Genomic DNA, 21,627 nt, shown 5'->3' on the forward strand with positions numbered 1-21,627 from the left:
CTACTGGGTGTGACGTGAGTGGGTTCGGTTAATGCGAGATAAACTTTTAGAAATGGTATTAGTTGGAAGTTGTCTACAATTGATGAGGACAATACCCCAGATACTGTTAGCAGCCATTTCTATGCGTATATCCCTTAGGAAGGATTAACCTTTGCATGGACTTATGATTAACTCCATGCAAAGATTAGATTAGGATATGGAGTAGGTAGCATTAAACTTACTCACATCCCATACCCTCTACGCGACAGGTCCAGAATCCGTCGCCCCAATCAACCCACACCCAATCAAGACACTTCCATACACACTGCTGGTCACCATCACAGTCAGCGTTGTTAACACATGCGTCTGCGTCAGGTGTGACAACGAACGCTTGTGCAAGCATCAGCCCACCTGCGGCGACACCGAGGGCCAGAGGCGTTTTCACACCGACACGACCTTCTTCGGAATCGAGGAAGTCTCGGATTTTCGACTTGAGATTTTTCATTGAGGTTCTCCTTTCTTTATACCGGGAAATCTCTTGTGCCCGGCGGGATTTGCTCGACCTTGAGAGGCGATCCCATTTTCAGATCGAAATGGTTCGCTCTGAAAATGCCTGAAAACAAATTCTACTTCAGCAGATATATGATGTTCGGACAATACCTCTGCTAAAGTGTTTTCAAGGTATTCAAATCGGTTTGTATATCTTAGATTCACATAGGTGGTGTTCACAGAAGTACGTTATTTCCTCTTGAGTTTCCCCCAAAGTGTTGTCAGAAGATTCGCTTGCGGCTGAACAGGCAAAGTTTTCGGATCAAACCAATCGCCCGCATAATTTCGACCTTCATGTGTGAGTTGTTTTGATGTACGACTCCACAAACGGGTTTTGAAAATGTGGGATTTTCCATGACCTCTATGTTCATAAAGAAGTTCGTCACCGTGGGGAGACCAAACCGGACCATCAGCCCAAAAGGCCCGAGCTGGTTTTACAATTCGCTTGAGTTGACTGCCATCAAGGTTCATTATGTAGACGGTCAGTAAGTGAAATATTTCAGGGTTGAACCAAGAGAAAGCGAGTTTTGAACTATCTGGTGCCCATGAGAGCGAACTAATCAATGGTCGTCGAGGATTTTCGAGAAACATTCTTCGTGTGCGTGTCCGGAGGTCAAAAATCCCGATTCCAAACTTTCCTCCTTCACCTGGTGGATCCAAAATGAATGCTATCCATTCTTCATTGGGCGACCAACGGGGATATATCCCTTTTGTAACTGATGCAACATTCTCGCCATCCCGGGTAGCAGTATAAACAGTTCCGTTTTGTGAATAAGCGATTCTTTCTCCATCGGGAGCCCAAGATGGGTTGGACCTTCGTGCGAGATCCTTAAAGATTTTCTGCACATTTGTTCCATCCGCCTCCATAATGTACAGATCCCACGCGCCATCTCGGTTAGACGTAAAAAGGATGTGTGTGCCTGTAGGCGACCAGATAGGTCCAGCATCGCCTCCAGGGTGGCGGGTGAGGTTGACAGGCTCACTTCCGTCAGGATTCATTACATAAATGTCAAAATCTCCTTTGCGGTTTGATGAAAAGACGATTTTGGCGGTCTTTGGAACTTGGGCATAAACTAAAGAAATGCCAAAAAACAAAAATATGGAAACAAGAATAGCCAACATACATGTACGTTTCATTACCATTTTAGGATCGAACCTCCACATTTATTTAACTTTTAACTCAAGAAAATAGATTCATAAAAGCCTGTTACTTCTGTTTGAGTTTACCCCAGAGCGTTGTTAGCAACGCGGCATTGGGCTGCACAGGAAAGGCCTTCCGTTCAGGGACCCAAGCAGGACCCACATGCATTGACAGTTCATCTGTTAATTGACGAAGCTCTCCGCTGACTACATTCATGACATAGATAGCATTTGTCCATCGGCATCCATCACGTAGAGGAATTGTTCTCGGATACCGTCCTTATTACGCCAAAAAGAATTAAAAACGATCGACTGACTATCGGGGGACCAGGCTGGACTTGTATTTTTTCCCGGGAGCCTGGTCAACCGTTGTAGGTTCTTACCATGCACATCCATCTTGTAGATTTCAAACGCACCTGAACGATCTGAGCAAAAAGCAATCCACTGTCCATCTGGTGACCACGCAGCCATTACGTCACTTCCAGGATCTTTTGTCAATCTATGATTTTTTTTTGTTTCAACATTCATGACATAAATATCAGAATGCCCATTCGGATCCGAACTATAAGCGAAAGAGTATCCGTTAGGAGACCATGTCGCTATGATGTCTGATGTCCTTCTTCGACTGGTAAGGTTATGGAGATTTTCACCATTTATATCAATAGTGTAAATGTCCCAGTTTCCATCTTGATTAGAGCTAAAGGAAATATACGGAACTTCAGCTGGATAAGCCAAGGCACTCAGCAGAAGTAAAAACAGGCTTACCACAAAGACCGTTCTTAGATATAAGATCCACCTTTGATCATTCATTTATTTTCCTCTACTAAAAATTTACTACCCACAGCGGAATGATTTAAAAAACATAGGTTTCCAAAAAACGTTTGAGGCAAGCGTGACAGTAAAAACTGCCACTCAGTATGTCTATCTCAGATTTACAAGGACAGTATGCATCGAAGTATATTACTTCTGCTTTAGTCTGCCCCATAGGGTCGTCAGCAACGTAGCACTTGGCTGAACAGATAAAGCACTTCGCACCGGCACCCAAGCGGGGGACCAATTCATCGAGAGTTCGTCTGTTAATTGACGAAGTTCTCCGCTGGTTGTATTCATGATGTAGATACCACTTGTTGCATTCTGTCGAGGTTCCCGTGCCTCAAACGTAATCCACTGGCCGTCAGGTGACCATGCCGGTCCCATCACCCATTTAGGTTCATTTGTCAACTGACGAAGATCCTCCCCACTCGGTCTTACGCCGAAGAGGTCAAAGGTCCCCTCTCCGTCCTCACCGTCTCGCGTCGTTGAAAAGAGGATCCTGTTTCCGTCTGGAGACCACGATGCTCCACTTGCTGCAGCTTTTATGAGCTGTCTTATATTTTCCCCATCGGCACTCATCACATAGAGGAAATATTGGCGGAAACCTTTCTCATTACGCCACAGAGAACGGAAAACGATCCATTGACTGTCAGGCGACCACGCCGGGCTTGTGTTACTTCCTGGGAGATTTGTCAACCGTTGCAGGTTCTTACCACGGATATCCATCTTGTAGATTTCATTGGCACCCGAACGGTTTGAGCAAAAAGCAATCCATTGTCCATCAGGCGACCACGCAGCCAGGAAGTCAATTCCAGGATCCTTTGTTAACCGGCGGCTTTCTTCCGTTTCGATATCTATGACAAAAATATCGGGATTTCCATTCGGATCGGAAGTATAGGCGAGAAATTGACCATCAGGGGACCAAGTTGCGTAAGCATCATTTGTCCGGTGCTGGTCAGTGAGATTGCGAAGATTTTCGCCATTCGTATCAATGATATAGACATCAGAGTTTCCTTCTCGGTTAGAAGAAAAGGAAATGTATCGAACGTCTTCAGCGTATCCGCAGACGTTTATTAGGATCAAGAGACTGTTTAGCAGAAATACTCCTTTAATAGACATAAGATGGGTTCTCCTTAATTTTTTGCTTGAAGTTTACCAGTGCAAAGGGATATTAGCAAAAGGTGAATTTCAATAGTGTTAAGGAATCTTATTTCTCTTTTAATTTACTCCACTGCGTTGTTAACAATTTTGGGTTGGGTTGAACTGGAAGAGTCGCTGGATCAAACCAATTAGGCTCAATATTGATTGTCCCAGCTCCACCTGTGAGTTGTTTAGAGATGCGACTTTCCAAATTGAAAGTGAAAATTTGGCCTCGCTCTACATAAAGCAATTCATCGCCCCGTGGTCCCCAAGCGGGAAACGTTCCAGCAGTCAATTTTTCGGCTTTATTACTACCATCAAGGACGTAAATACCCTTTTTCAACCAACTAAATGCTATTTTTTTTCCATCCGGAGCCCAATCCGCATGAAATAATGAGGCAGGTTCATCAGGTTCAAAAAGCGTAGTTTCTGCTTTAGTATTGATGTTTACAACACGAAGAAAAGCGGTACCACGAGCGTGTTCAAACCTAAAAGTAAAGATAATCTCTGAACCGTCGGGAGACCAATCTGGAAAACCTGCCAGAGGTCCCGCGGATGCGATATGCTCTTCTCGCTGTTCCTCTATATGAGCAATATAGATTGCTCTTTCATCTCCATCCCAACGATAATAAGCCAGCATTTTTCCATCTGGGGACCAGGTTGGGAATTCTCTATAGACCAAGTCCTTAAATAACTTTTGGACGTTTTTTCCATCAGCATCCATAATGTAAATATCCCGCAGGCCGTGCCGATCAGAGTGAAAAGCAATGCCTTCACCTGTCTGGGACCAGACAGGTGCTCCATCCCGTGCGCTGTGCTGCGTCAAGTTCTTTTGTTCGCTTCCGTTCACATTCATAATATAAATCTCGCTATTACCATCGCGATTAGATGTAAACACGATTTTTGCGGTTTTAGGTGTTTGGGCAAGAGCTGAACAAACACCCTGACCTAACAATATGGAAATAAGGATAACCCACAAATGTGTGCGTTTCATGATTACATTTCTCCTAAATCTTAGATTGAAAAAGAATTTCTTCCCCTGTAGGTGACCATATTGGAGAAAAATCACCTGAAGGGTGCCGGGTTAAATTTATTTGTTGACTTCCATCGGGGTTCATCAAATAGATATCATCATTGCCATCACGATTAGATTGAAAAGCGATTTTTGCGGTTTTAGGTGTTTGAGCAAAAGCTAAATAAACACTTTGACCTAACAAGATAGCAGCAAGAATAATCCACAAACATGTGCGTTTCATGAGCCTATTTCTCCTAAACCTTTATTTTCTATAAGTTCATCAACAAACCTATATCGAAACGCTGAATATATGGTAGATTTTAGAATTACTTGGGTGCTGCGCACCAGGGAGACTACAAACCCCACTACCAAGTAAGCGATATATTCATAAAGATTTGTTATTTCTGTTTGAGTTTACCCCAGAGCGTTGTTAGCATTGAGGCATTTGGCTGAACAGGAAAAGTGCTTCGCATCGGTACCCAAGCGGGGGACCAATTCATCGACAATTCTTCTGTTAATTGACGAAGTTCTCCGTCAGCTGCGTTCATAACATAGATAGCACTTGTTTTGTTCTGCCGAGGCTCTCGTGCTTCAAATGTAATCCATTGACCATCGGAAGACCATTGTGGAGCCAATTCCCATTTAGGTTCCTGCGTCAACTGACGGACCCCTTGATCATTCAGATTTATAACAAAGAGGTCAAAGGTATCCTCTCCATCCTCATCGTTTCGCGTTGTTGAAAAGAGAATCTGATTTCCATCGGGAGACCAAGAGGGACCGCCAGAGGCAACTTTGATGAACTTTCTAAGATTTCTCCCATCAGCACGCATCACATAGAGGAAACTTTCCCCGTGCCCTTTCTCATTACGTTGGGAAGAAGTAAAGATAATTTGTTGACTGTCAGGTGACCACGCCGGGCTTGTGTTATTTCCTGGAAGCCTTGTCAATCGCTGCAGGTTCTTACCGCTGGCATTGATTCTGTAGATTTCAAACGAACCTGAACGATTTGAGCAGAAGGCAATCCATCGTCCATCTGGAGACCAGGCGGCACACGCGTCAATTCCAGGATCTTGTATCAACCGGCGGTTTTTCCCTGTTTCGATATCCATTACATAAATCTCAAAGTTTCCATTTTGATCGGAGCTATACGTTAAAAAACGACCGTCTGGGGACCAGGTCGCGTCAGCCTCATTCGTCCGTCGATCAGTAATGTTACGAAGATTTTTGCCGTTTGTATCAATAGTATAGATGTCGGCGTTTCCTGTTCGGTTAGAAGAAAAAGAGATAGACCGCACGTTTTCAGCGGCGTATGTCCAAACGCTTGTTATGATCAAGAAACTGATTGTCCAATACACTATCTTAAGCATAATATAGATTCTCCTTCATTCTTCTTGATTTCTTCCTTAGCGGTTTAACACCCATAGAGGAATATTGTTAGGAAAAAACAAATTTCAAAAATGCCCTTGAGGTAGGTGTGACGGTAAAACCGCTACACCTGAGTTAGCAATGAACTCCTTCAGATTTCAAGAAGATTCATTAACAATTTATTGACATTCTTTCCAGCAGTGTTCACCCCATGGTTCGGGACGCATCTTTCAACACACTCCTGAGCCCCTGGGCAGTCGGCATTTACAGTGCATCCTTGTGCTGCAGCATCTGGGATAACCACCATGGCTTGTGCAAGCATCAACCCACCCGCAGCAACACCGAGTGCTAATGGCGTTTTCACACCGACACGACCTTCTTCGGAATCAAGGAAGTCTCGGATTTTCGACTTGAGATTTTTCATTCAGGTTTCTCCTTTCTTTATACCGGGTACCTCACACCCAGCGGAATTGACCCAACCAGAACAGTTGAGCCTATTTCCAGAGCAAGAAAATTCACTTGTGCTGGAAACGCTTGAAAACTGTTTCTATCTGAAAAAAGCAGACTACTGCCGCTTCAGTTCTCCCCATCGTGTTGTCAGAAGATTTGCCTGCGGCTGAACCTGTAGACCAACAGGGTCAAACCAATGAGCATCAGAATTGAAGTTCCCCTCGTGGGTGAGTTGTTCTCCTCTACGATCCATCAAACCGATTTTGAAGATTTGAGACTGTCCATTTGCCCTTTGCACATAAAGGAGTTTATCGCCTCTGGGGGACCAGGTGACCGCTTCTACCCAAAAGGGTGCCTTAGGTTTTAGAACTCTTTTAACCATTGTTCCATTACGATTCAATGTGTAAATAGTCTGCTGCTGCCAGAAAGCTCTGTCAATTCCAGAGAAAGCAAGGTGATGACCATCCGGTGCCCATGAAACATCTTCTAACCTGCCCCCTAATTGGATTCTAAAGATCGGTTCTTGTTCTCCAGTTTCGGTGTTAAGTAACCGGATTTCGACAGGCGGCATAGGAATAAATGCTATCCATTCTCCAATCGGGGACCAGGCAGGTGCCCGACCCTGCACTACTTTTTTAATATTTTTCCCATCTCGTGTCGAGATGTAGATGGATCCGTTACTTGCGTAAGCAATCTTTTTTCCGTCCGGCGACCAACTCGGACTGTTTCTGTTTCTCCTTTCTCGAAAGATTGCCCTTACATTTTTTCCATTGGCAGCCATAAGATATAAGTCAAATTTGCCATCACGATTAGATTGAAAAAGAATTTCTTCTCCTGTAGGCGACCATATTGGAGAAAAATCACCTGAAGGGTGCCGGGTTAAATTTATTTGTTGACTTCCATCGGGATTCATTAAATAGATTTCATCATTGCCATCACGATTAGATTGAAAAGTGATTTTTGAGGTTTTTGGGACTCTGGCAGAAAGCGTACAAATTTGTTGACATAATAACACAAAGATCAAGGCGCATAATCCATATATCCGTTTCATGAGTGTATATCCTTTAGCTAACGGGGGTTTGCATAGGTTTGTAAACAAACCTATGCAAAGCAGTTAAAGTTATGGGATAGGGTCTACATCATTAAACTTCCACACATCCCATGCCCCAAACGCGGCAAGTCCAATACTCTTCCTCTGCAACCCAGACCCAGTCAAGACATTTTTCCATGCAAGTTTCATTTCCCGCACAGTCGTCTGCCTGGGTGCATGCATCAGCTTGAGGTGTGACAACAAATGCCTGTGCAAGCATCAGCCCACCCGCAGCAACACCGAGTGCTAACGGCGTTTTCACACCGACACGACCTTCTTCGGAATCAAGGAAGTCTCGGATTTTCGACTTGAGATTTTTCATTCAGGTTTCTCCTTTCTTTATACCGGGTATCTCAGCCCCGGCGGGATTAACTCAACTCAGTTTAGACTTGAAAATCTAAACCTTACAGTTAAGTCCATTTCCAGCGAGAAATGAGTCGCGCTGGAAATGCTTGAAAACAGACGCCACTTCAGCAGGTGTATGATGTTTAGATAATATCACTGCTAAAGCGTTTTCAAGACTGTCAAAGCGTTTTGTTTCTTGATTATATGCTCTTGGATAAGTCCTGCCGGTTCGCGGATCGTAATACTGACAAAAAATTGGTGGAAGCAGGTTTGGCATTGTGGGTTGAGGGCGCGTCTTGGCACGCGCAGCACTCTGTTTAAATAATTGAACAATTTCCATTGCAGTACGATCCCATGTGTACTTTGCCGCAAAACTTCTTGCTATCTGTTCATACTTCCCCCGCCGCTTTGTGTCTTTTAGGAGTTGATTTATCGTTTTTGACAACTGCCGCATCGGAATCTCCAAGTCGTGTTCCTTGCTAAAGGAGCATTGAACAAGAATCCCCGCACCTTCAATTTCAGGCGGGAGTCCATATTGTGAGATAACAACTGCCGGGGTGCCATAAGCCATTGCCTCCAGAACCAACGACGGAGAAGTCCCCGAGATGGCTGGGAAACAGACGATATCCAACGCTTGGAAAAATATCGGTAACACTGATCGCGTATCTTCATCGTCCGCGCTGAAAAGCACGACATTTTTGGGTTTGTTGTTATAATGTTCCGCCAAAATCGAATCATAGACGAAAAAGGCAATATGTGGATTGGATGTCGCCAATTCTGAAATTACCCTCACTGCCATATTAGGTTCAAACCCAGAGATAATGCCGACTACGGGTTGTTGTGAAAATAATGGGTTTTCTGTAAGCGAGGCAGTATATTGCTTTGCCAATGCCTTTCCAATAGGTTCAACGACATTGATGCCTTCTGAAATTGTATACATTCCGGCAGGATTTACCCCGAATTCCGAAAACCAATCGGTGAGCCACGATGCTTTTGGTAAAATTAGATCCGTAGGTTTCTGAGCGGTAGAGTGTTCTAAGGTTTTGTCAAGTACCAGATCCCGTAGCCTCCGATCGCTCTCCGCGCAGTAAAGGATAGGGACTTCTTGTGGATAACACAAAGTATCATACCATAGAACTTGACTCAGGAGGAGAATGCCATCGTAACCCTTTCCTACATACCACGGTAAGGGAAAACTTCTTTCATTTTCTTCTGGTTTCTTTATCGCTCGAACAGACACAAAATCAAGGATGTCAGGTGTTTCATCACCGGTCACATCAATAGTTTCCAATTCAGTATATTTCGAAAGTGCTTTCAGTAGGTGATACCGATTCTCGTTTGTGATAGTATCAAGTGTGTTTTTTTCTAAGGCGAATTGGAATGGAACAAGGAGCTTAAGTTTTGTCTCTGGATTTCGAGTATGCTCTTCAATTACTCTACTAATTGGGCTTAACAGACACCTACGCTGAGAAAGACTTTCTAACCGTTCGATCCCTTCAAAAATCTGCTCTGTTTTAAATTGGGATTTCAAACCCTCAACGGTTGCATAAATTGTTTCCGCGAGGTCCCGATTAAGAAGTTCCCACTCTACATCGTTTATTTTAACAATGACATCGAATTCCATATCAGCGGCGTACTTTTTTCCACCGTGCTCAAATTTGTGGTGTTTATGTACTCGGTATTTTGTTTGAACTTTCATTATGAAACCTCATGCTGTAGCTTGAATGAAACCCTGACACCTTGCCAGTATAGTTTTGGCGGCATTCTCATCTTCCATAAGTTCCGTGAGAACCGCTTCCACTTCCCTGATAGTATGCGTTTTGAGGAGAGTGAGGACCAACCCATCTTCAACCTGTTGGTTGAAGACGTTGAGTGGATTCACCGGTTTCTCGTATTGCGTGTTCAGATTCAAAAGGACAGACTTTTGCTCAATTTGTTTCCGATAGGCATTCCAATAGGGGGAGAAAAATGGGAGAAGGCGATTTTGAGAGACGAGTTTCTTTTTTCGATTCAGTTCCTCAAATAGTGAGAGGATCCGCTGCGCATTCTTTTCCCAAGTGAACGTTTGCGCACGAGACAACGCCTTTTTCGCATAGGCATCCCGTAGTGAATTATCATTTAGCAATAGATTTATCTCTTGGGAGAAGTCTAACGGCGAGGCGTAACTAGTGATGGTAGCAATGTCTTGTTCAAAATGCACGGCTGGAACGATTAAACCAGCGTCTCCGACAACAGAAGGAACACCATCGAAATCGGAGATAACGGGAGGCACCCCACATGCCATCGCCTCAAGGACTGTCAATCCAAAAGTCTCTTCACCAGACACAGATGGGAAGCAATAAACATCAAAAGCATTGTAAATTAGTGGTAGTTTCTTACGCGGATGGAATCCAACATAGACGAGATTGTCTGGCATTGTTCTGTGTGCATATCTGCCTTGATTCCAACCCGCCTGCAAAAAGAGTATGTGTGGATTGAGTTCCGCCAACTTTAGATAGATAGAGGCTCCCTTTTCAGCTTGAAGGCGGGAGAGATAACCCACTGTGGGCATCGTTTTAATCCGCTCATCTCCGACGATTTCTGCAAGTTCATGCTTCGCTTGTTGTTTATCCATTGGGCAGAATAAGTTTAGATCCACACCGTTTGGTACGGTGTTGAAAACACTTTTATCCCAGACGAAGCGAGAATAGAAGTCCCCAACAGAATCCGAAGGAGTAGTAAAGGCATCGCAATCTCGCAACGCTGCATAATGAAGGAGTACAGAACGAATACCCGTGCCGCCATGCCCACGCACAGCATGGATTTGCATCAGGATTGGCGGAAGCTCAGGACATCGGAAGAGAGAGAGAACCGATTCCTCATTCAGTTCCCAATGAAGTGTAAGAATACCGCTGTATTGCTCTGCCACCTTTTCAGGGGCGCGCAATATGTCGTGCAGATTCAAATCAATTTCGTAGAGATTCTCACTGAGTCTTCTGTTTTGTGTGCCAGCAAAGTAGAGAATAGCACACTCCTTCAGTGCCTGAATAGCATACGCGAGCGCGATGTTAGTTCCGGCACTGGTATTTTCTATGTCTGAAAGGGTGTCAGCGTTGAATCCTGGCAGGACCAATAATAGATGTGGTGAGTTGTCTTCTCTGGAAAAGGGGGTTGTAGGATTTTCTCCACGATTAAACAGCAAACCTTGTCGATCATGTTCAGTTAATGCCTCGAATGCTTGTGCAATCTCAGCCGTATCATAGATAGTTTTCAGGGCATCTGTGATCGCCTCTGTAGGCTGTGTCTCCGCGAGTTTCAGGATATGAGCAACGACAGCAGAGATTTCGACAAGCTGTGCCTTATCAAGATCAGCGGCGTAAAGTTTACCCTCTTCTTCAAAGATATGGAGTTGATGTAGAGATTTCGGAAAATTAAGCACTTTTTCATCCTTGTAAGTGGTAGTATAACAAACCAGTTAAACATCGCTTGGCATATTTCATATAGTGCAATTCTCGTGCCAATTGGATAAACCTTATCATTAGCGGATTTTCGCAAAATATCAACTACGCAAATTTTTCGCAGTCGGCAAATTCTGCATACCTTACTCTGCAGATTTTGCATACTCCTAAAACAACAGCCTCAGCGCACGATACTTCGGAAACCCAACACCAACAGCCATAAGACGGTAATTTACACCCAAGCAGCATGTCCACTATCAACCATCCTTCGATTAACGTACAAGCCATCTGGATACCGCCACACATGGGAGACTGCGCGACCGTAAAGATCAATAGCTACGGGTTTGATCCTGACGCGTTTCTTTCCTATGAGGAGCTTCAGATAGACAGTTGCGCTTCGTCCTTGTGGTGTGCCGCTTTCGGGAGCATTTATATTTGCCAAGCGAATTATTTGAGTTGAAGCTGTAAAAGTATCACCATCAATCACAGACGTAACATGGGTTGAATATTCATTCATCTCTTTACCCTTGCCTTAAGAATAGACTGTGCACCTTCATGCCGTTTGGTGAAAGATAAAGGTCTTATAGTATAATAACGCGTGAGGAAAGGTAAAAGGTTGCAGAAAGTGCAATTCTTAAATAGGACTTACGCAATTTTGACCGTAAGGCATTCTATTAGATGGAAATGCTTGGACGCACACGGTTTCCTTTGGAACGCACAACCTAACAGGTTATGCTACAAAAGAGCATTCTGCGTAAGCCCTATTTAAAAGAAAAGGCGCGTAAGGGACGCGCCAATGGTTATGCGAATTTTAAATCTTGACAGAACGGAATAGAGGTGTTATGATACCGCTGAAATTTAGTTGTTCTCGGCACCTTCGTCGATCCAGTCGATGAAGAGTTGGACCTGATCGGCATCAAGCGGGGGTGGGATCGGAGGCATACCACCGCCGTCAATACGTCTAACAACAAGGCTGCCTTTACCGTTGCCGGCGTTGAAGGCTGCGCCACCGTTTCCGCCTTTTTTGAAGGTGTCATATTGCGTGAGGTCAAGTCCAGCAACACCCGGTGCAGCGTGGCACCCTGGAATGGCGCATCGTTCAGCGAGGATTGGCTGAATATCGTCCTTAAAAGAGACACCTTGTTCTTCAACTACAGGTGGCACCTCAACTTCGGCGGGTTGTTCCGCGGGGACGGGTGTCTGAGTAGCAGGTGGTGTCGTCGTGGGTTGAAGTACATCGGTTGTCCCTGTGGTGTCTTCAGTGATGTCGCCTTCGTCGCCGCAGCTTGCAATAAAAATTGCAGCGAGAAAAATGCTGATAGCAAAGATAGGTATAGAAAAGACAGGAGACCGTCGGTTACGGACTAAAAATGAGTGAATCACAATAGAATGCTCCTTTGTTGTAAAGAAATGTGTCTTTTGGGGTAGTTTGCAAGCTAAAACTTGCTGGTTAATGTATAGGAATTTCGTTATTTTGTATATAGAATACCACGACAGAGAGGAGACTGTCAAATGAAAATTTTGATTAATACCGACATTACAGCAGAACAACAACATCAGATCGAATCGGTTTCCGACACGCTCTCGCTTGTCCGTCCACAGAATTCAGCAGAAGCACTGCAGGAAATCGCGGACACTGATATTGTATTCGGCGGATTTAACCGTTCACTTTTTGAAAATGCGAAGCAGTTAAAATGGGTGCAAGTCCTTTCAGCAGGTGTCGATGGACTACTGTTCCCCGAATTTGTCAAGAGCAATGTCATTTTGACAAGTGCGAAAGGATTCGTTGGACCGCATTTGGCAGACCAGACGTGGGCTTTACTGCTGGGTCTCCTGCGAGGTATCGGACGCTCCGTTCGCGAACGGACATGGGACAATCGGATGCCTATCCGTCTGGCGACATGGGAATTAAGCGAACGGACGCTGGGGATCGTTGGCCTCGGTGGCACCGGAATTGATGTCGCGCGTCGGGCACAAGGGTTCGATATGCGCGTTATCGCTGTCGATCCAGAGGCAGTTGAAGCACCGTCGTTTGTTCATGAAGTCTGGAAGATGGATCGATTCCACGACCTCCTCGCAGCATCCGATGTCGTTGCGATCTGCGCCCCGTTGACACCAGAGACCCACGGCATGTTTGACGACGCAGCCTTTGAACAGATGAAATCGCATGCCTTGCTTATTAATGTCACACGTGGGAAGATTGTAGACGGACCGGCACTGCTCCGAGCACTGACTTCGGGGAGCATTGGTGGTGCGGGGTTGGATGTCACGCCTGAAGAACCATTACCACTTGACAGCCCACTATGGGATATGCCGAACGTGATAATTACGCCACACGTTGCTGGCGGCTCACCGATTCGTTTAGACCGTTCAGTCGGGCTTTTCTGTGATAATCTGGAACGGATGCTCGTTGGCAAACCGCTCCTGAGCGTGATTGATAAGGAGAAGGGATATTAGTGGAATTGCGAAGTAAAAGTGCGGGGTAGGCACAAGACCTACCCCTACAGATTCTACACAGATGTCGTTATAGATTACTATAATCAAGAACTCGGGTCAGCGATCTTGACGAGTTGTTTTCCTATGTTTCCCCCTTTTAGCATGCTAATAAACGCTGCAGGGGCATTTTCAATGCCACCTTCCTCGATCGTTTCATGGTATTTCAACTTGCCCTGCCGCAGCCATTCTGCCATCTCAACGAGTGCCTCTGCATGCTGGTCAGCGAATTCAGAGACGAGGAAGCCTTCGATGCGGGCGCGCTTGGTAATCATAAACCAGAGGAAACGGGGTCCCATCTCTGGTTTCTCTAAGTTATATTGCGAAATTTGTCCACAGATAACGACCCGTCCTTTGATTCTTAAATTCGGGAAGACGGCATCTGTAATGCTACCGCCAACATTGTCAAAATAGACATCAATACCATCAGGCAGCAGCCTCTGAAGTTCATCGTTATAATCGTCAATTTCTTTATAATTAAAAGCCTCATCAAAACCGAGTTCATCAACAATATACGCGACCTTTTCATCAGTTCCAGCGGAACCGACGACCCGGCAGCCTTTAATCTTCGCAATTTGTCCGACGACAGAACCGACGGCACCGGCAGCACCAGAGACAAAGACGGTTTCACGCGCTTGAAGTTTCCCAACCTTCAGCAAGCCAAAATAGGCTGTTAAACCCGGCATACCGAGAATCCCTGCACCTGTAGAGATAGGGGCAATTGCCGGATCAATTTTTCGCAGTCCATCGCCAGCAGCGACACCGTGTTCCTGCCAACCGATACCGGCGTTGACGATATCACCAATCTCAAAATTCGGATGTTTTGTCTCAATCACTTCGGCGATGACGCTACCGACCATGACTTCATCAATCTCAACGTTAGCGGCATAAGACTTCGCAGCATTAATCCGTCCGCGCATATATGGGTCAACGGAGAGATAGATGGTTTTTACTAATACCTCTCCGTCTTTAGGTGTTGGAATTGGCACCTCAACCAAGTTGAAATCTGACGCTTTCGGATACCCTACGGGCCGAGAGGCGAGGGTAATTTGACGATTCATTTATCGTTTCTCCTTACGAATAATAATTAAGACCTTTTATTGAACTGAACGGGGTCTTTGCCGTGAATGACGATGAGCTCATGTCGTGGTGCATCCCAATCAAAAACCTTAACGATAGGCAAAATAACGCGGACAGCCAAGCCGATACGCCGTTTGGCGGAGCGGTTCGCCTCTGAGTGATGTAGCGTCCGTTCATTGAAAAGGACGAACTCACCGGGTTGCATCTCTAAGTTGACAACATCGGTTGTATCAACGAAACCGAGGTCACCCATTTGTCCGAATGCCATGTCTGAAGTCGCTTTGACGTGCGGTATCACTTTGCGATGTGAACCCGGAACGATCTGGAGGCAGCTATTTTCCAAGGTCGCCGAATCCACAGCAATCCACGCCGAAATAATAATCGGCGGTTCAAGGGGCCAGTAGTTGAAATCTTGATGCCACGGAATCTCCTTCGCCCCCGGCTCCTTAATGAAAAAGTTCGTCCGCCAGAGCAGGAGATCGGGACCGTAGAGAGACACCATTCGTTTGACGATAGACGGATGCGTGGCAAGATTGTGAATTAGCGGGGAATCAAGGTGGCGGTTATGCCCAAACTGTTGGTGATCCGGCGGCGCGGTCTCAAGGATCTTCTCGATTTCCGAGTGCATCTTGAACATCTCTTCCGAACTACAGAGTTTGTAAGGACCGAGATAACCGTGCCGCCAAAATTGTTCCCTTTCTTTGTTGCTTAACGTGTGGTTCCCATTTTGCATTGTGTAAAAAATCCTTTTTTATCGCTGCCTGCTATTTCGCTGAGGACGCTACTCCTGACAGACATGCACCTTAACGGCTCCAGATGTCTTATCAGCGGACACGCGAAACGCTTCGCTAATCTCCTCAAGCGGATAATAGTGCGTCACGAGTTTTGTGGCATCGACCCTGCCGGAATCTATCAACTCAATCGCCGCTTCAAAGTCGGTTTCCATACCGCTATAACCGTAGCAGTTAGAACCTGTGACGAAGGCTTCCGACCAGACGACACGGGAGAGATCTACCTCAAGGGGTTTGTAATATCCGGCGACAAGGACAACGGCACCCTGCTTCCGAACGATAGTCATAGCGGCATTGAAGTTCTCCGCACCACCCACCGTTTCGATCACAGCATCAAAACCGATACCGTTCGTGACATCCTTGACGTATTCCGAGACATTGATGTCACTAATATTGACGACATGATCCGCCCCAAGTTGCTTTGCCAATTCTGCCTGTTGTTCGTACTTAACAGTGATGAGTGTCTCCTTAACGCCCGCTGCAACGGCATCCGCCAAAGCGAATTGACCGATAGTACCACCGCCGATAATCGCCACTGTGTCTCTGAAATTGGCACCTGTCCGCGCCACAGCACGGTGTGAAACAGCCAACGGTTCGACGAGTGCTCCCTGCTCAAACGTCATGTCCTTCGGTAATTTGAATAACCCCGACTGGTGCGTCGAAGTGTATTCAGCGAATCCACCGTGCATACTCGGAGAGATGCCGCCCCTATTGAAACAGAGATTGTACTGCCCCGTCTCACAATACCTACACGTCCCACAGTGCGAGAAACATTCCACAGCCACCTTGTCCCCAATCTCAAACTTTGTTACACCTGCACCGAGAGCTGTGACAACACCACACGTCTCATGTCCTGCAGCGTATTCATGGGACTGTCCCCAATGCCCGAAATAACTGTGCAGATCGCTTCCACAGATACCGGTCTGCTTCGTGTCAACGAGCACAAAGCCTGGAGGCGGTTCGTTTCGCTCAACCTCTCGAATCGCAATCTGTTCAATGCCTGTGTAGATAGCAGCTTTCATTTTCATGAGATGTCTCCTTTCGGTTCCGAGGTGTCGGAATCTTTGGCTACCCATTTACCATTGGATAGAAACATTTCCCTTTCTTCAAGCAAGTTTTGGCTTGCAAGCCGCTCCAAAAGGGCACGTTTATCGGACTTTCCAACGCTTGTTTTCGGGATTTCATCAATAAAAACAAATTGGTCAGGAATCCAGAACTTAGGGAATTCTGAGGTGAGATGTTGTATGAGGGCACCCGCGAGGTCCGTATCGGTGCGGTTAGAAACCGCACCTACCGGTTTAAGGGTATCGGTGCGGTTAGAAACCACACCTACCGGTTTAAGGGTATCGGTGCGGTTAGAAACCGCACCTATCGGTGTGAGGACAACAACAGCGATTGGACGTTCCCCCCATTTTTCATCAGGAACACCAACTACCGCCGCCTCAAGTACCTGTGGATGTCGCAATAGCACTGTCTCTAAGGCAATACTCGAAATAGACTCTCCACCGCTACGAATCAACGCCTTCGCGCGGTCCACAATTTGCATATACCCTTCAGGGTCAATCGTCGCAAGATCACCTGTCCGCAACCACCCATCGGCAGTGAAATATTCCCTTGTCGGTTCACTCTTATAGTAGCGACTCGCTGTCCACGGACTCCGTACCTGAACCTCCCCAACCGTCTCACCATCCCAAGGGAGTTCAGTGAAATGGGTAGGTGTTCCAGACGTGAGCCGAAGTTCAACGCCCGGTACGGGTCTTCCCTGTTTTGCCTTAACGCGCCACTTTTCAACGTCTGAAAGTCCTTGATGTGCGCTGCGCAATTTCGAGAACGTCCCAGTCGGAGACATTTCAGTCATTCCCCACGCATGGCACACCTCAACACCGAGATCGGCTTCATAAGCTTCAATGAGTGTAGGTGACATCGCTTCGCCACCGACTATCAATCGCCGAAACGACGAAAGTTCCTGTCGCCTTTTCCGTAATTCCGGGTAAGCCGCTGCCCAAACCGTCGGCACCCCTGCAGCGACAGTAACCCCGTTTTCAGCAATAACATCTGCAAGGCATGTAGGTTTCGGTCCCGGCAATACCATATCAGCACCAGCGAACATACAAGCGTAAGGCAAACCCCATGCCATAGCATGGAACATCGGCACAAGCGGCAGCACGACATCCATCTCCGTTAATCCGAAGACATCAGCTTGATTGACCGCCAAAGTGTGGAGAAACATAGAACGATGTGTGTAAAGAACACCACGAGGCTCTCCTTGCGTCCCACTGGTGTAGCAGAGCCCCATTGCCCAGTTCTCATCCCGGATGTCATAAGTATATGCCTCTTCAGCTTCACGGAGCAGCTTTTCATAAAGCGCGCCAGTATTCGTAGACATTAGATCGAAATGGACAACACGTTTACAAGTAATCCTATCCCGAAGTTCTTCAAATCGTTCAGCAAATGCCCCTTCGACAAAGATGAGTTTGTCCTCGGCTTCGTGAACAATCTTGGCTAACTGTGCAGCGGAGAGGCGAAGGTTGAGTGGGTGGAGTACAGCACCGATACACGGAATGGCATAGTAGAGTTCCAGGTGTTGATAGGTATTAGAAGCATAAGTCGCAACCCTATCGCCGCGCTGAACCCCTAATTCCGTGATGGCGTTTGCGAGCCGTTTCACACGTTCATATAGCGCAGTATAGGTATAACGATGCACATCGGAATTAGGCAGCAACGTTTGGACACACTTATCACCATGAATTCGGTGCGCATGCTCTAAAATCTGCGCGAGCGTCAATGGATAGTTCATCATCAAGCCGTGCATGCTTTACAACAACTCGGTTTTTTCGTTTTTGGCAGTGGAAAAAGTCATTCCGACGTATATCATCAACGGGTAACAATCAAACGCTACTCAAAAATCATTACAGTTCCAATCATTTTAGCACAAAAGCAGACTTTGTGGTGAAAAAACTAAATATTCTATATCCAGTCATTTTAATTTGCATTTTATAAAAAAAATAATAGATAATTAAAGTATATTGTAAGCCAAAACCTATTTGGAAACTTCATATTTCCGCACCATATTCTTTATACGACCAGATACAAAAAGGAACCTTATGTCAATTTCAGACAACAAACGGTATTTCTGGAGTCTCGTTGCCATTTTATTCGGCATCGTATCAGTAATACCAACAACCAGTGCCGAAACATTCGAGGTGCTCGTCCAAGATCAGAACGGAAATGCTATCCCTGAAGCAAAAATACAGATAGGCGATCAGGAACAGACCACTGACGAATCCGGAACTGCCGCGTTTAGTGACGTAATAAATGCCCAATCGCTAACCGTAATAGCGATTGGATTTTCGAGCAAACGGATTAATATCACTGCTGACCAAACCGAAGCTACAGTAACACTTGCTCCCATCCAAACCATTGAATCCGTTGTGGTCGTAGGGACCCGCAGCATAGGGAGGAGAGCATTGCAAGCACCTGTTCCAATAGAGGTTGTCAACAGAGAGCAGCTCAGCCTTACAGGACAATCTGAAACGGGGCGCGTTCTGCAGATGCTGGTTCCTTCTTTCAACTTTCCAAGTTCAACAATCAGCGACGGGACTGACGCATTGAGACCTGCGACGCTGCGCGGTTTGGGACCCGATCAAGTGTTGGTATTAGTCAATGGCAAACGTCGGCACAAAAGTGCTTTGCTCCACGTAAATAGCTCCGTCGGTCGGGGGACCGCTGGAACCGACTTCAACGCTATTCCTGCTGCTGCTATTGAACGGATTGAAGTGCTTCGTGATGGTGCAGCTGCACAGTACGGATCCGATGCGATCGCCGGTGTTATCAACATTGTCTTAAAAGAGGATGTCAATACTGGGGACGCGAACATCTATTGGGGGGAAACCTACGAAGATGACGGGGACACGTGGATTGGAAATGGGAACTACGGCATGGAAGTCGGTGACTCCGGTTTTCTGAACCTAACAGTCGAATGGCGGGACCGGTACCGCACAAACCGCGCCGGACTCACCGGAACGCGACAATACGATTGGATAGACGTAGATCAAGGCAGACCCCCCGACGCAACGCTTGAGGTAAAAGACGCAAATGGAAACGTAACTGGTGAAAAACCCGTCTGGTTTGATCCACGCGAATATCATTTTAATCGAAAAAATTTCCGGGTCGGGGATTCTGATGCCTCACAAAAAGTTGGGGTTTACAACTTTGGCTTACCGCTGACAGAAGGATTAGAATTATATGCATTTGGCAGCTATTCCACGCGCCAAAATAACAGTGCCGGGTTTTATCGCAGAGCCAACCAAATAGAACGGACGGTGACCGAAATCTATCCCGACGGGTTTTTACCGGAAATTAACACCGATATTGGCGATACGTCGCTCGCTTTAGGGTTAGGATGGACCCATGAAGTGACAGATTTAAATGTCGATGTCAGCGTTAATCACGGGTTGAATACATTTGACTTTTTCGTTTCTAATTCTTTGAACGCTTCCTATGGTGCCAGCAGCCCAACCGCCGCAGATGCTGGTGGATTCGGACTTACGCAAACAGCATTCAACCTGGACCTTACCTACCCGTTGCAGTACCAATCCTCTTTAGTTAACCTCGCCGGTGGGATCGAATTTCGTAGAGAAGGCTACAGTATCCACGCAGGTGAACCCCTTTCATGGATTAACGCAGGACTCGGCGCGCCGGGTGCCGCGGGTGGTATCCAGGTCTTCCCCGGATTTCGACCTGACAACGAAGTTGATGAAAGCAGAACTAACGTGGCTGGCTATGTAGATTTTGAATCCTATCTCAGTGGGCAACCCGGAACCGGACTGCTCGTTGGTGCAGCTGTGCGCGGTGAACAGTATAGTGATTTTGGTGCCACTGTCACAGGAAAAGCGACTGCTCGCTACGATCTGACGGAGCAGATTGCATTTCGTGCTGCTGGCAGTACAGGCTTTCGCGCACCTTTACTTCACCAACTCTATTTCAACAATATCAGCACACAATTCAAGGCAGACAATAACAATGCCGATGGCGATGGGGACACAACGGAACTTCTACCTTTTGAGGTAGGGACATTTCGCAATGATAGTGATGAGGCGCGTGCCCTCAATATTCCAGTGCTTAAAGAAGAAGCCTCAATCAATGTATCGGGTGGTATTGTCGCTAAACCAATTCGGAATCTATGGTTGACGCTTGATGCATTCCAGATTGATATTGACGACCGGATTGTTCTTAGCGGTAGTTTCACGGCTGATGCTGTTCCTGCCTTAGCACAAGCGGGAGCAAATCAAGCACAAGTTTTCACGAACGTGGCACAAACCCGCACGCGCGGTGTTGATGTCGCTGCGGGCTACCTACACGCCTTTGACAACGAATCTCTCTTGAATCTCAAGGTCGCAGCGACTTGGACGGATACTGAAGTCATCGGTGATGTGCAAGCCCCTGGACCTATTCTAATCGGTTTTGAGGAGATTCTCTTTCCTGAACGTGAACGTTCTATCATCGAGGAATGGCAACCGAACACACGCATCAATTTTACTGCGGATTATATCATCGGTGCTGTTAAGATTGGATCTGCTTTACGCTACTTCGGAAGCTACACCGTTCAAGAAGGCAGTGGAGAAAGTGCCCAGCGACAAACCTACAGCGGAAAATGGCTCACTGACATCCAAGGGGCATATCAACTCAATGACGCTTTGGTGTTGACAGTGGGGATAAATAATTTCCTTAATCAGTTACCTGACCTGAACGAGGTTGGTCAAGCACGCGGCGGCACTTTAGTAGATAGTACAGGCACGGTCATTGCGGATTCGCCGGGGGTCTTCACGTATGATCGCAGGGCTGCGCCTTTTGGTTTCAATGGCGGATTTTACTATGCCAAGTTATCGTATAGTTTCTAAACGCCAAAAACGCATGGCAATTTTCCAATCGCAGCTTCTC

20 protein-coding genes are annotated in these 21,627 nt (G+C 46.3%); 2 read left to right on the forward strand and 18 right to left on the reverse strand.

Translation table 11 applies throughout. The features are described from left to right. Positions 1 to 217 precede the first annotated feature (217 nt). The 14 genes from OXN25_22345 to OXN25_22410 form a co-directional block, all read right to left on the reverse strand. Positions 218 to 484 carry a hypothetical protein gene (locus tag OXN25_22345; GenBank protein MDE0427604.1) on the reverse strand — a complete coding sequence of 89 codons (267 nt, stop codon included), beginning with the start codon at positions 482 to 484 and terminating at the stop codon, positions 218 to 220. 233 nt (positions 485 to 717) lie between these two features. Further along, positions 718 to 1,527, reverse strand: coding sequence for a hypothetical protein (locus tag OXN25_22350; protein ID MDE0427605.1), 810 nt, complete (start codon positions 1,525 to 1,527; stop codon positions 718 to 720). Positions 1,528 to 1,881: 354 nt separating this feature from the next. Then, the gene (locus tag OXN25_22355; protein MDE0427606.1) at positions 1,882 to 2,478 is read right to left on the reverse strand and encodes a DPP IV N-terminal domain-containing protein; all 597 of its coding nucleotides are present in this window, start codon (positions 2,476 to 2,478) and stop codon (positions 1,882 to 1,884) included. A gap of 150 nt (positions 2,479 to 2,628) precedes the next feature. Further along, positions 2,629 to 3,600, reverse strand: coding sequence for a DPP IV N-terminal domain-containing protein (locus OXN25_22360; GenBank protein MDE0427607.1), 972 nt, complete (start codon positions 3,598 to 3,600; stop codon positions 2,629 to 2,631). A gap of 88 nt (positions 3,601 to 3,688) precedes the next feature. Continuing rightward, positions 3,689 to 4,615 (reverse strand): hypothetical protein, encoded by a 927-nt coding sequence (locus OXN25_22365; GenBank protein MDE0427608.1) that lies wholly within the window; start codon positions 4,613 to 4,615, stop codon positions 3,689 to 3,691. A 13-nt stretch (positions 4,616 to 4,628) separates the two neighbouring features. Continuing rightward, positions 4,629 to 4,877: a hypothetical protein gene (locus OXN25_22370; GenBank protein ID MDE0427609.1), complete on the reverse strand. Its 249-nt coding sequence runs from the start codon at positions 4,875 to 4,877 to the stop codon at positions 4,629 to 4,631. Between the two features lie 157 nt (positions 4,878 to 5,034). Continuing rightward, positions 5,035 to 6,003 (reverse strand): DUF5050 domain-containing protein, encoded by a 969-nt coding sequence (locus OXN25_22375; GenBank protein ID MDE0427610.1) that lies wholly within the window; start codon positions 6,001 to 6,003, stop codon positions 5,035 to 5,037. 149 nt (positions 6,004 to 6,152) lie between these two features. Beyond that, entirely contained in the window at positions 6,153 to 6,425 is a 273-nt protein-coding gene (locus OXN25_22380) for a hypothetical protein (GenBank protein ID MDE0427611.1), read from the reverse strand. Positions 6,426 to 6,566: 141 nt separating this feature from the next. Then, on the reverse strand, positions 6,567 to 7,502 hold the full coding sequence (locus OXN25_22385; GenBank protein MDE0427612.1) for a hypothetical protein: 936 nt from the start codon (positions 7,500 to 7,502) through the stop codon (positions 6,567 to 6,569). A 91-nt stretch (positions 7,503 to 7,593) separates the two neighbouring features. After that, positions 7,594 to 7,863, reverse strand: a complete 270-nt coding sequence (locus OXN25_22390; protein MDE0427613.1) for a hypothetical protein — start codon at positions 7,861 to 7,863, stop codon at positions 7,594 to 7,596. A gap of 75 nt (positions 7,864 to 7,938) precedes the next feature. Beyond that, the gene (locus OXN25_22395; GenBank protein ID MDE0427614.1) at positions 7,939 to 9,585 is read right to left on the reverse strand and encodes a glycosyltransferase; all 1,647 of its coding nucleotides are present in this window, start codon (positions 9,583 to 9,585) and stop codon (positions 7,939 to 7,941) included. Positions 9,586 to 9,594: 9 nt separating this feature from the next. Further along, positions 9,595 to 11,304 carry a glycosyltransferase family 4 protein gene (locus tag OXN25_22400; protein ID MDE0427615.1) on the reverse strand — a complete coding sequence of 570 codons (1,710 nt, stop codon included), beginning with the start codon at positions 11,302 to 11,304 and terminating at the stop codon, positions 9,595 to 9,597. Between the two features lie 251 nt (positions 11,305 to 11,555). Next, positions 11,556 to 11,840, reverse strand: coding sequence for a thermonuclease family protein (locus tag OXN25_22405; protein ID MDE0427616.1), 285 nt, complete (start codon positions 11,838 to 11,840; stop codon positions 11,556 to 11,558). 341 nt (positions 11,841 to 12,181) lie between these two features. After that, complete coding sequence (locus tag OXN25_22410) at positions 12,182 to 12,706, reverse strand: hypothetical protein (protein ID MDE0427617.1); 525 nt, start codon at positions 12,704 to 12,706, stop codon at positions 12,182 to 12,184. Positions 12,707 to 12,835: 129 nt separating this feature from the next. On the opposite strand from OXN25_22410, the gene OXN25_22415 reads away from it, so the two are divergent. Next, positions 12,836 to 13,780, forward strand: a complete 945-nt coding sequence (locus OXN25_22415) for a D-2-hydroxyacid dehydrogenase (protein MDE0427618.1) — start codon at positions 12,836 to 12,838, stop codon at positions 13,778 to 13,780. A gap of 83 nt (positions 13,781 to 13,863) precedes the next feature. Here the strand turns inward: OXN25_22415 and OXN25_22420 are convergent, their stop codons facing one another. Genes OXN25_22420 through OXN25_22435 form a run of 4 tightly spaced genes read right to left on the reverse strand, consistent with a single transcriptional unit; the run spans position 13,864 to position 18,487 of the window. Beyond that, a complete protein-coding gene (locus OXN25_22420) occupies positions 13,864 to 14,877 on the reverse strand; it encodes an NADP-dependent oxidoreductase (GenBank protein MDE0427619.1) in 1,014 nt (337 codons plus the stop codon). A 26-nt stretch (positions 14,878 to 14,903) separates the two neighbouring features. Next, on the reverse strand, positions 14,904 to 15,629 hold the full coding sequence (locus OXN25_22425; protein MDE0427620.1) for a phytanoyl-CoA dioxygenase family protein: 726 nt from the start codon (positions 15,627 to 15,629) through the stop codon (positions 14,904 to 14,906). A 48-nt stretch (positions 15,630 to 15,677) separates the two neighbouring features. Further along, a complete protein-coding gene (locus OXN25_22430) occupies positions 15,678 to 16,715 on the reverse strand; it encodes an alcohol dehydrogenase catalytic domain-containing protein (protein MDE0427621.1) in 1,038 nt (345 codons plus the stop codon). After that, on the reverse strand, positions 16,712 to 18,487 hold the full coding sequence (locus tag OXN25_22435; GenBank protein ID MDE0427622.1) for a long-chain fatty acid--CoA ligase: 1,776 nt from the start codon (positions 18,485 to 18,487) through the stop codon (positions 16,712 to 16,714). Before OXN25_22435 ends, OXN25_22430 begins: the two co-directional genes overlap by 4 nt. Before the next feature lie 304 nt (positions 18,488 to 18,791). Between OXN25_22435 and OXN25_22440 the strand changes: the two genes are divergently transcribed. Then, entirely contained in the window at positions 18,792 to 21,587 is a 2,796-nt protein-coding gene (locus OXN25_22440) for a TonB-dependent receptor (GenBank protein MDE0427623.1), read from the forward strand. The last annotated feature ends 40 nt before the right edge of the window (positions 21,588 to 21,627 follow it).

The sequence above is a fragment of the Candidatus Poribacteria bacterium genome (assembly GCA_028820845.1).
Classification (GTDB): Bacteria; Poribacteria; WGA-4E; order WGA-4E; family WGA-3G; genus WGA-3G.

Bases quoted from the DNA above. Each gene is read 5' to 3' on its own strand.
- OXN25_22435 (MDE0427622.1), bottom strand. From the start codon at position 18,487: ATGATGAACTATCCATTGACGCTCGCGCAGATTTTAGAGCATGCGCAC.
- OXN25_22360 (MDE0427607.1), bottom strand. From the start codon at position 3,600: ATGTCTATTAAAGGAGTATTTCTGCTAAACAGTCTCTTGATCCTAATA.
- OXN25_22390 (MDE0427613.1), bottom strand. From the start codon at position 7,863: ATGAAAAATCTCAAGTCGAAAATCCGAGACTTCCTTGATTCCGAAGAA.
- OXN25_22395 (MDE0427614.1), bottom strand. From the start codon at position 9,585: ATGAAAGTTCAAACAAAATACCGAGTACATAAACACCACAAATTTGAG.
- OXN25_22380 (MDE0427611.1), bottom strand. From the start codon at position 6,425: ATGAAAAATCTCAAGTCGAAAATCCGAGACTTCCTTGATTCCGAAGAA.
- OXN25_22440 (MDE0427623.1), top strand. From the start codon at position 18,792: ATGTCAATTTCAGACAACAAACGGTATTTCTGGAGTCTCGTTGCCATT.
- OXN25_22430 (MDE0427621.1), bottom strand. From the start codon at position 16,715: ATGAAAATGAAAGCTGCTATCTACACAGGCATTGAACAGATTGCGATT.
- OXN25_22365 (MDE0427608.1), bottom strand. From the start codon at position 4,615: ATGAAACGCACACATTTGTGGGTTATCCTTATTTCCATATTGTTAGGT.
- OXN25_22425 (MDE0427620.1), bottom strand. From the start codon at position 15,629: ATGCAAAATGGGAACCACACGTTAAGCAACAAAGAAAGGGAACAATTT.
- OXN25_22345 (MDE0427604.1), bottom strand. From the start codon at position 484: ATGAAAAATCTCAAGTCGAAAATCCGAGACTTCCTCGATTCCGAAGAA.
- OXN25_22405 (MDE0427616.1), bottom strand. From the start codon at position 11,840: ATGAATGAATATTCAACCCATGTTACGTCTGTGATTGATGGTGATACT.
- OXN25_22370 (MDE0427609.1), bottom strand. From the start codon at position 4,877: ATGAAACGCACATGTTTGTGGATTATTCTTGCTGCTATCTTGTTAGGT.
- OXN25_22415 (MDE0427618.1), top strand. From the start codon at position 12,836: ATGAAAATTTTGATTAATACCGACATTACAGCAGAACAACAACATCAG.
- OXN25_22420 (MDE0427619.1), bottom strand. From the start codon at position 14,877: ATGAATCGTCAAATTACCCTCGCCTCTCGGCCCGTAGGGTATCCGAAA.
- OXN25_22385 (MDE0427612.1), bottom strand. From the start codon at position 7,502: ATGAAACGGATATATGGATTATGCGCCTTGATCTTTGTGTTATTATGT.
- OXN25_22350 (MDE0427605.1), bottom strand. From the start codon at position 1,527: ATGAATCCTGACGGAAGTGAGCCTGTCAACCTCACCCGCCACCCTGGA.
- OXN25_22355 (MDE0427606.1), bottom strand. From the start codon at position 2,478: ATGAATGATCAAAGGTGGATCTTATATCTAAGAACGGTCTTTGTGGTA.
- OXN25_22375 (MDE0427610.1), bottom strand. From the start codon at position 6,003: ATGCTTAAGATAGTGTATTGGACAATCAGTTTCTTGATCATAACAAGC.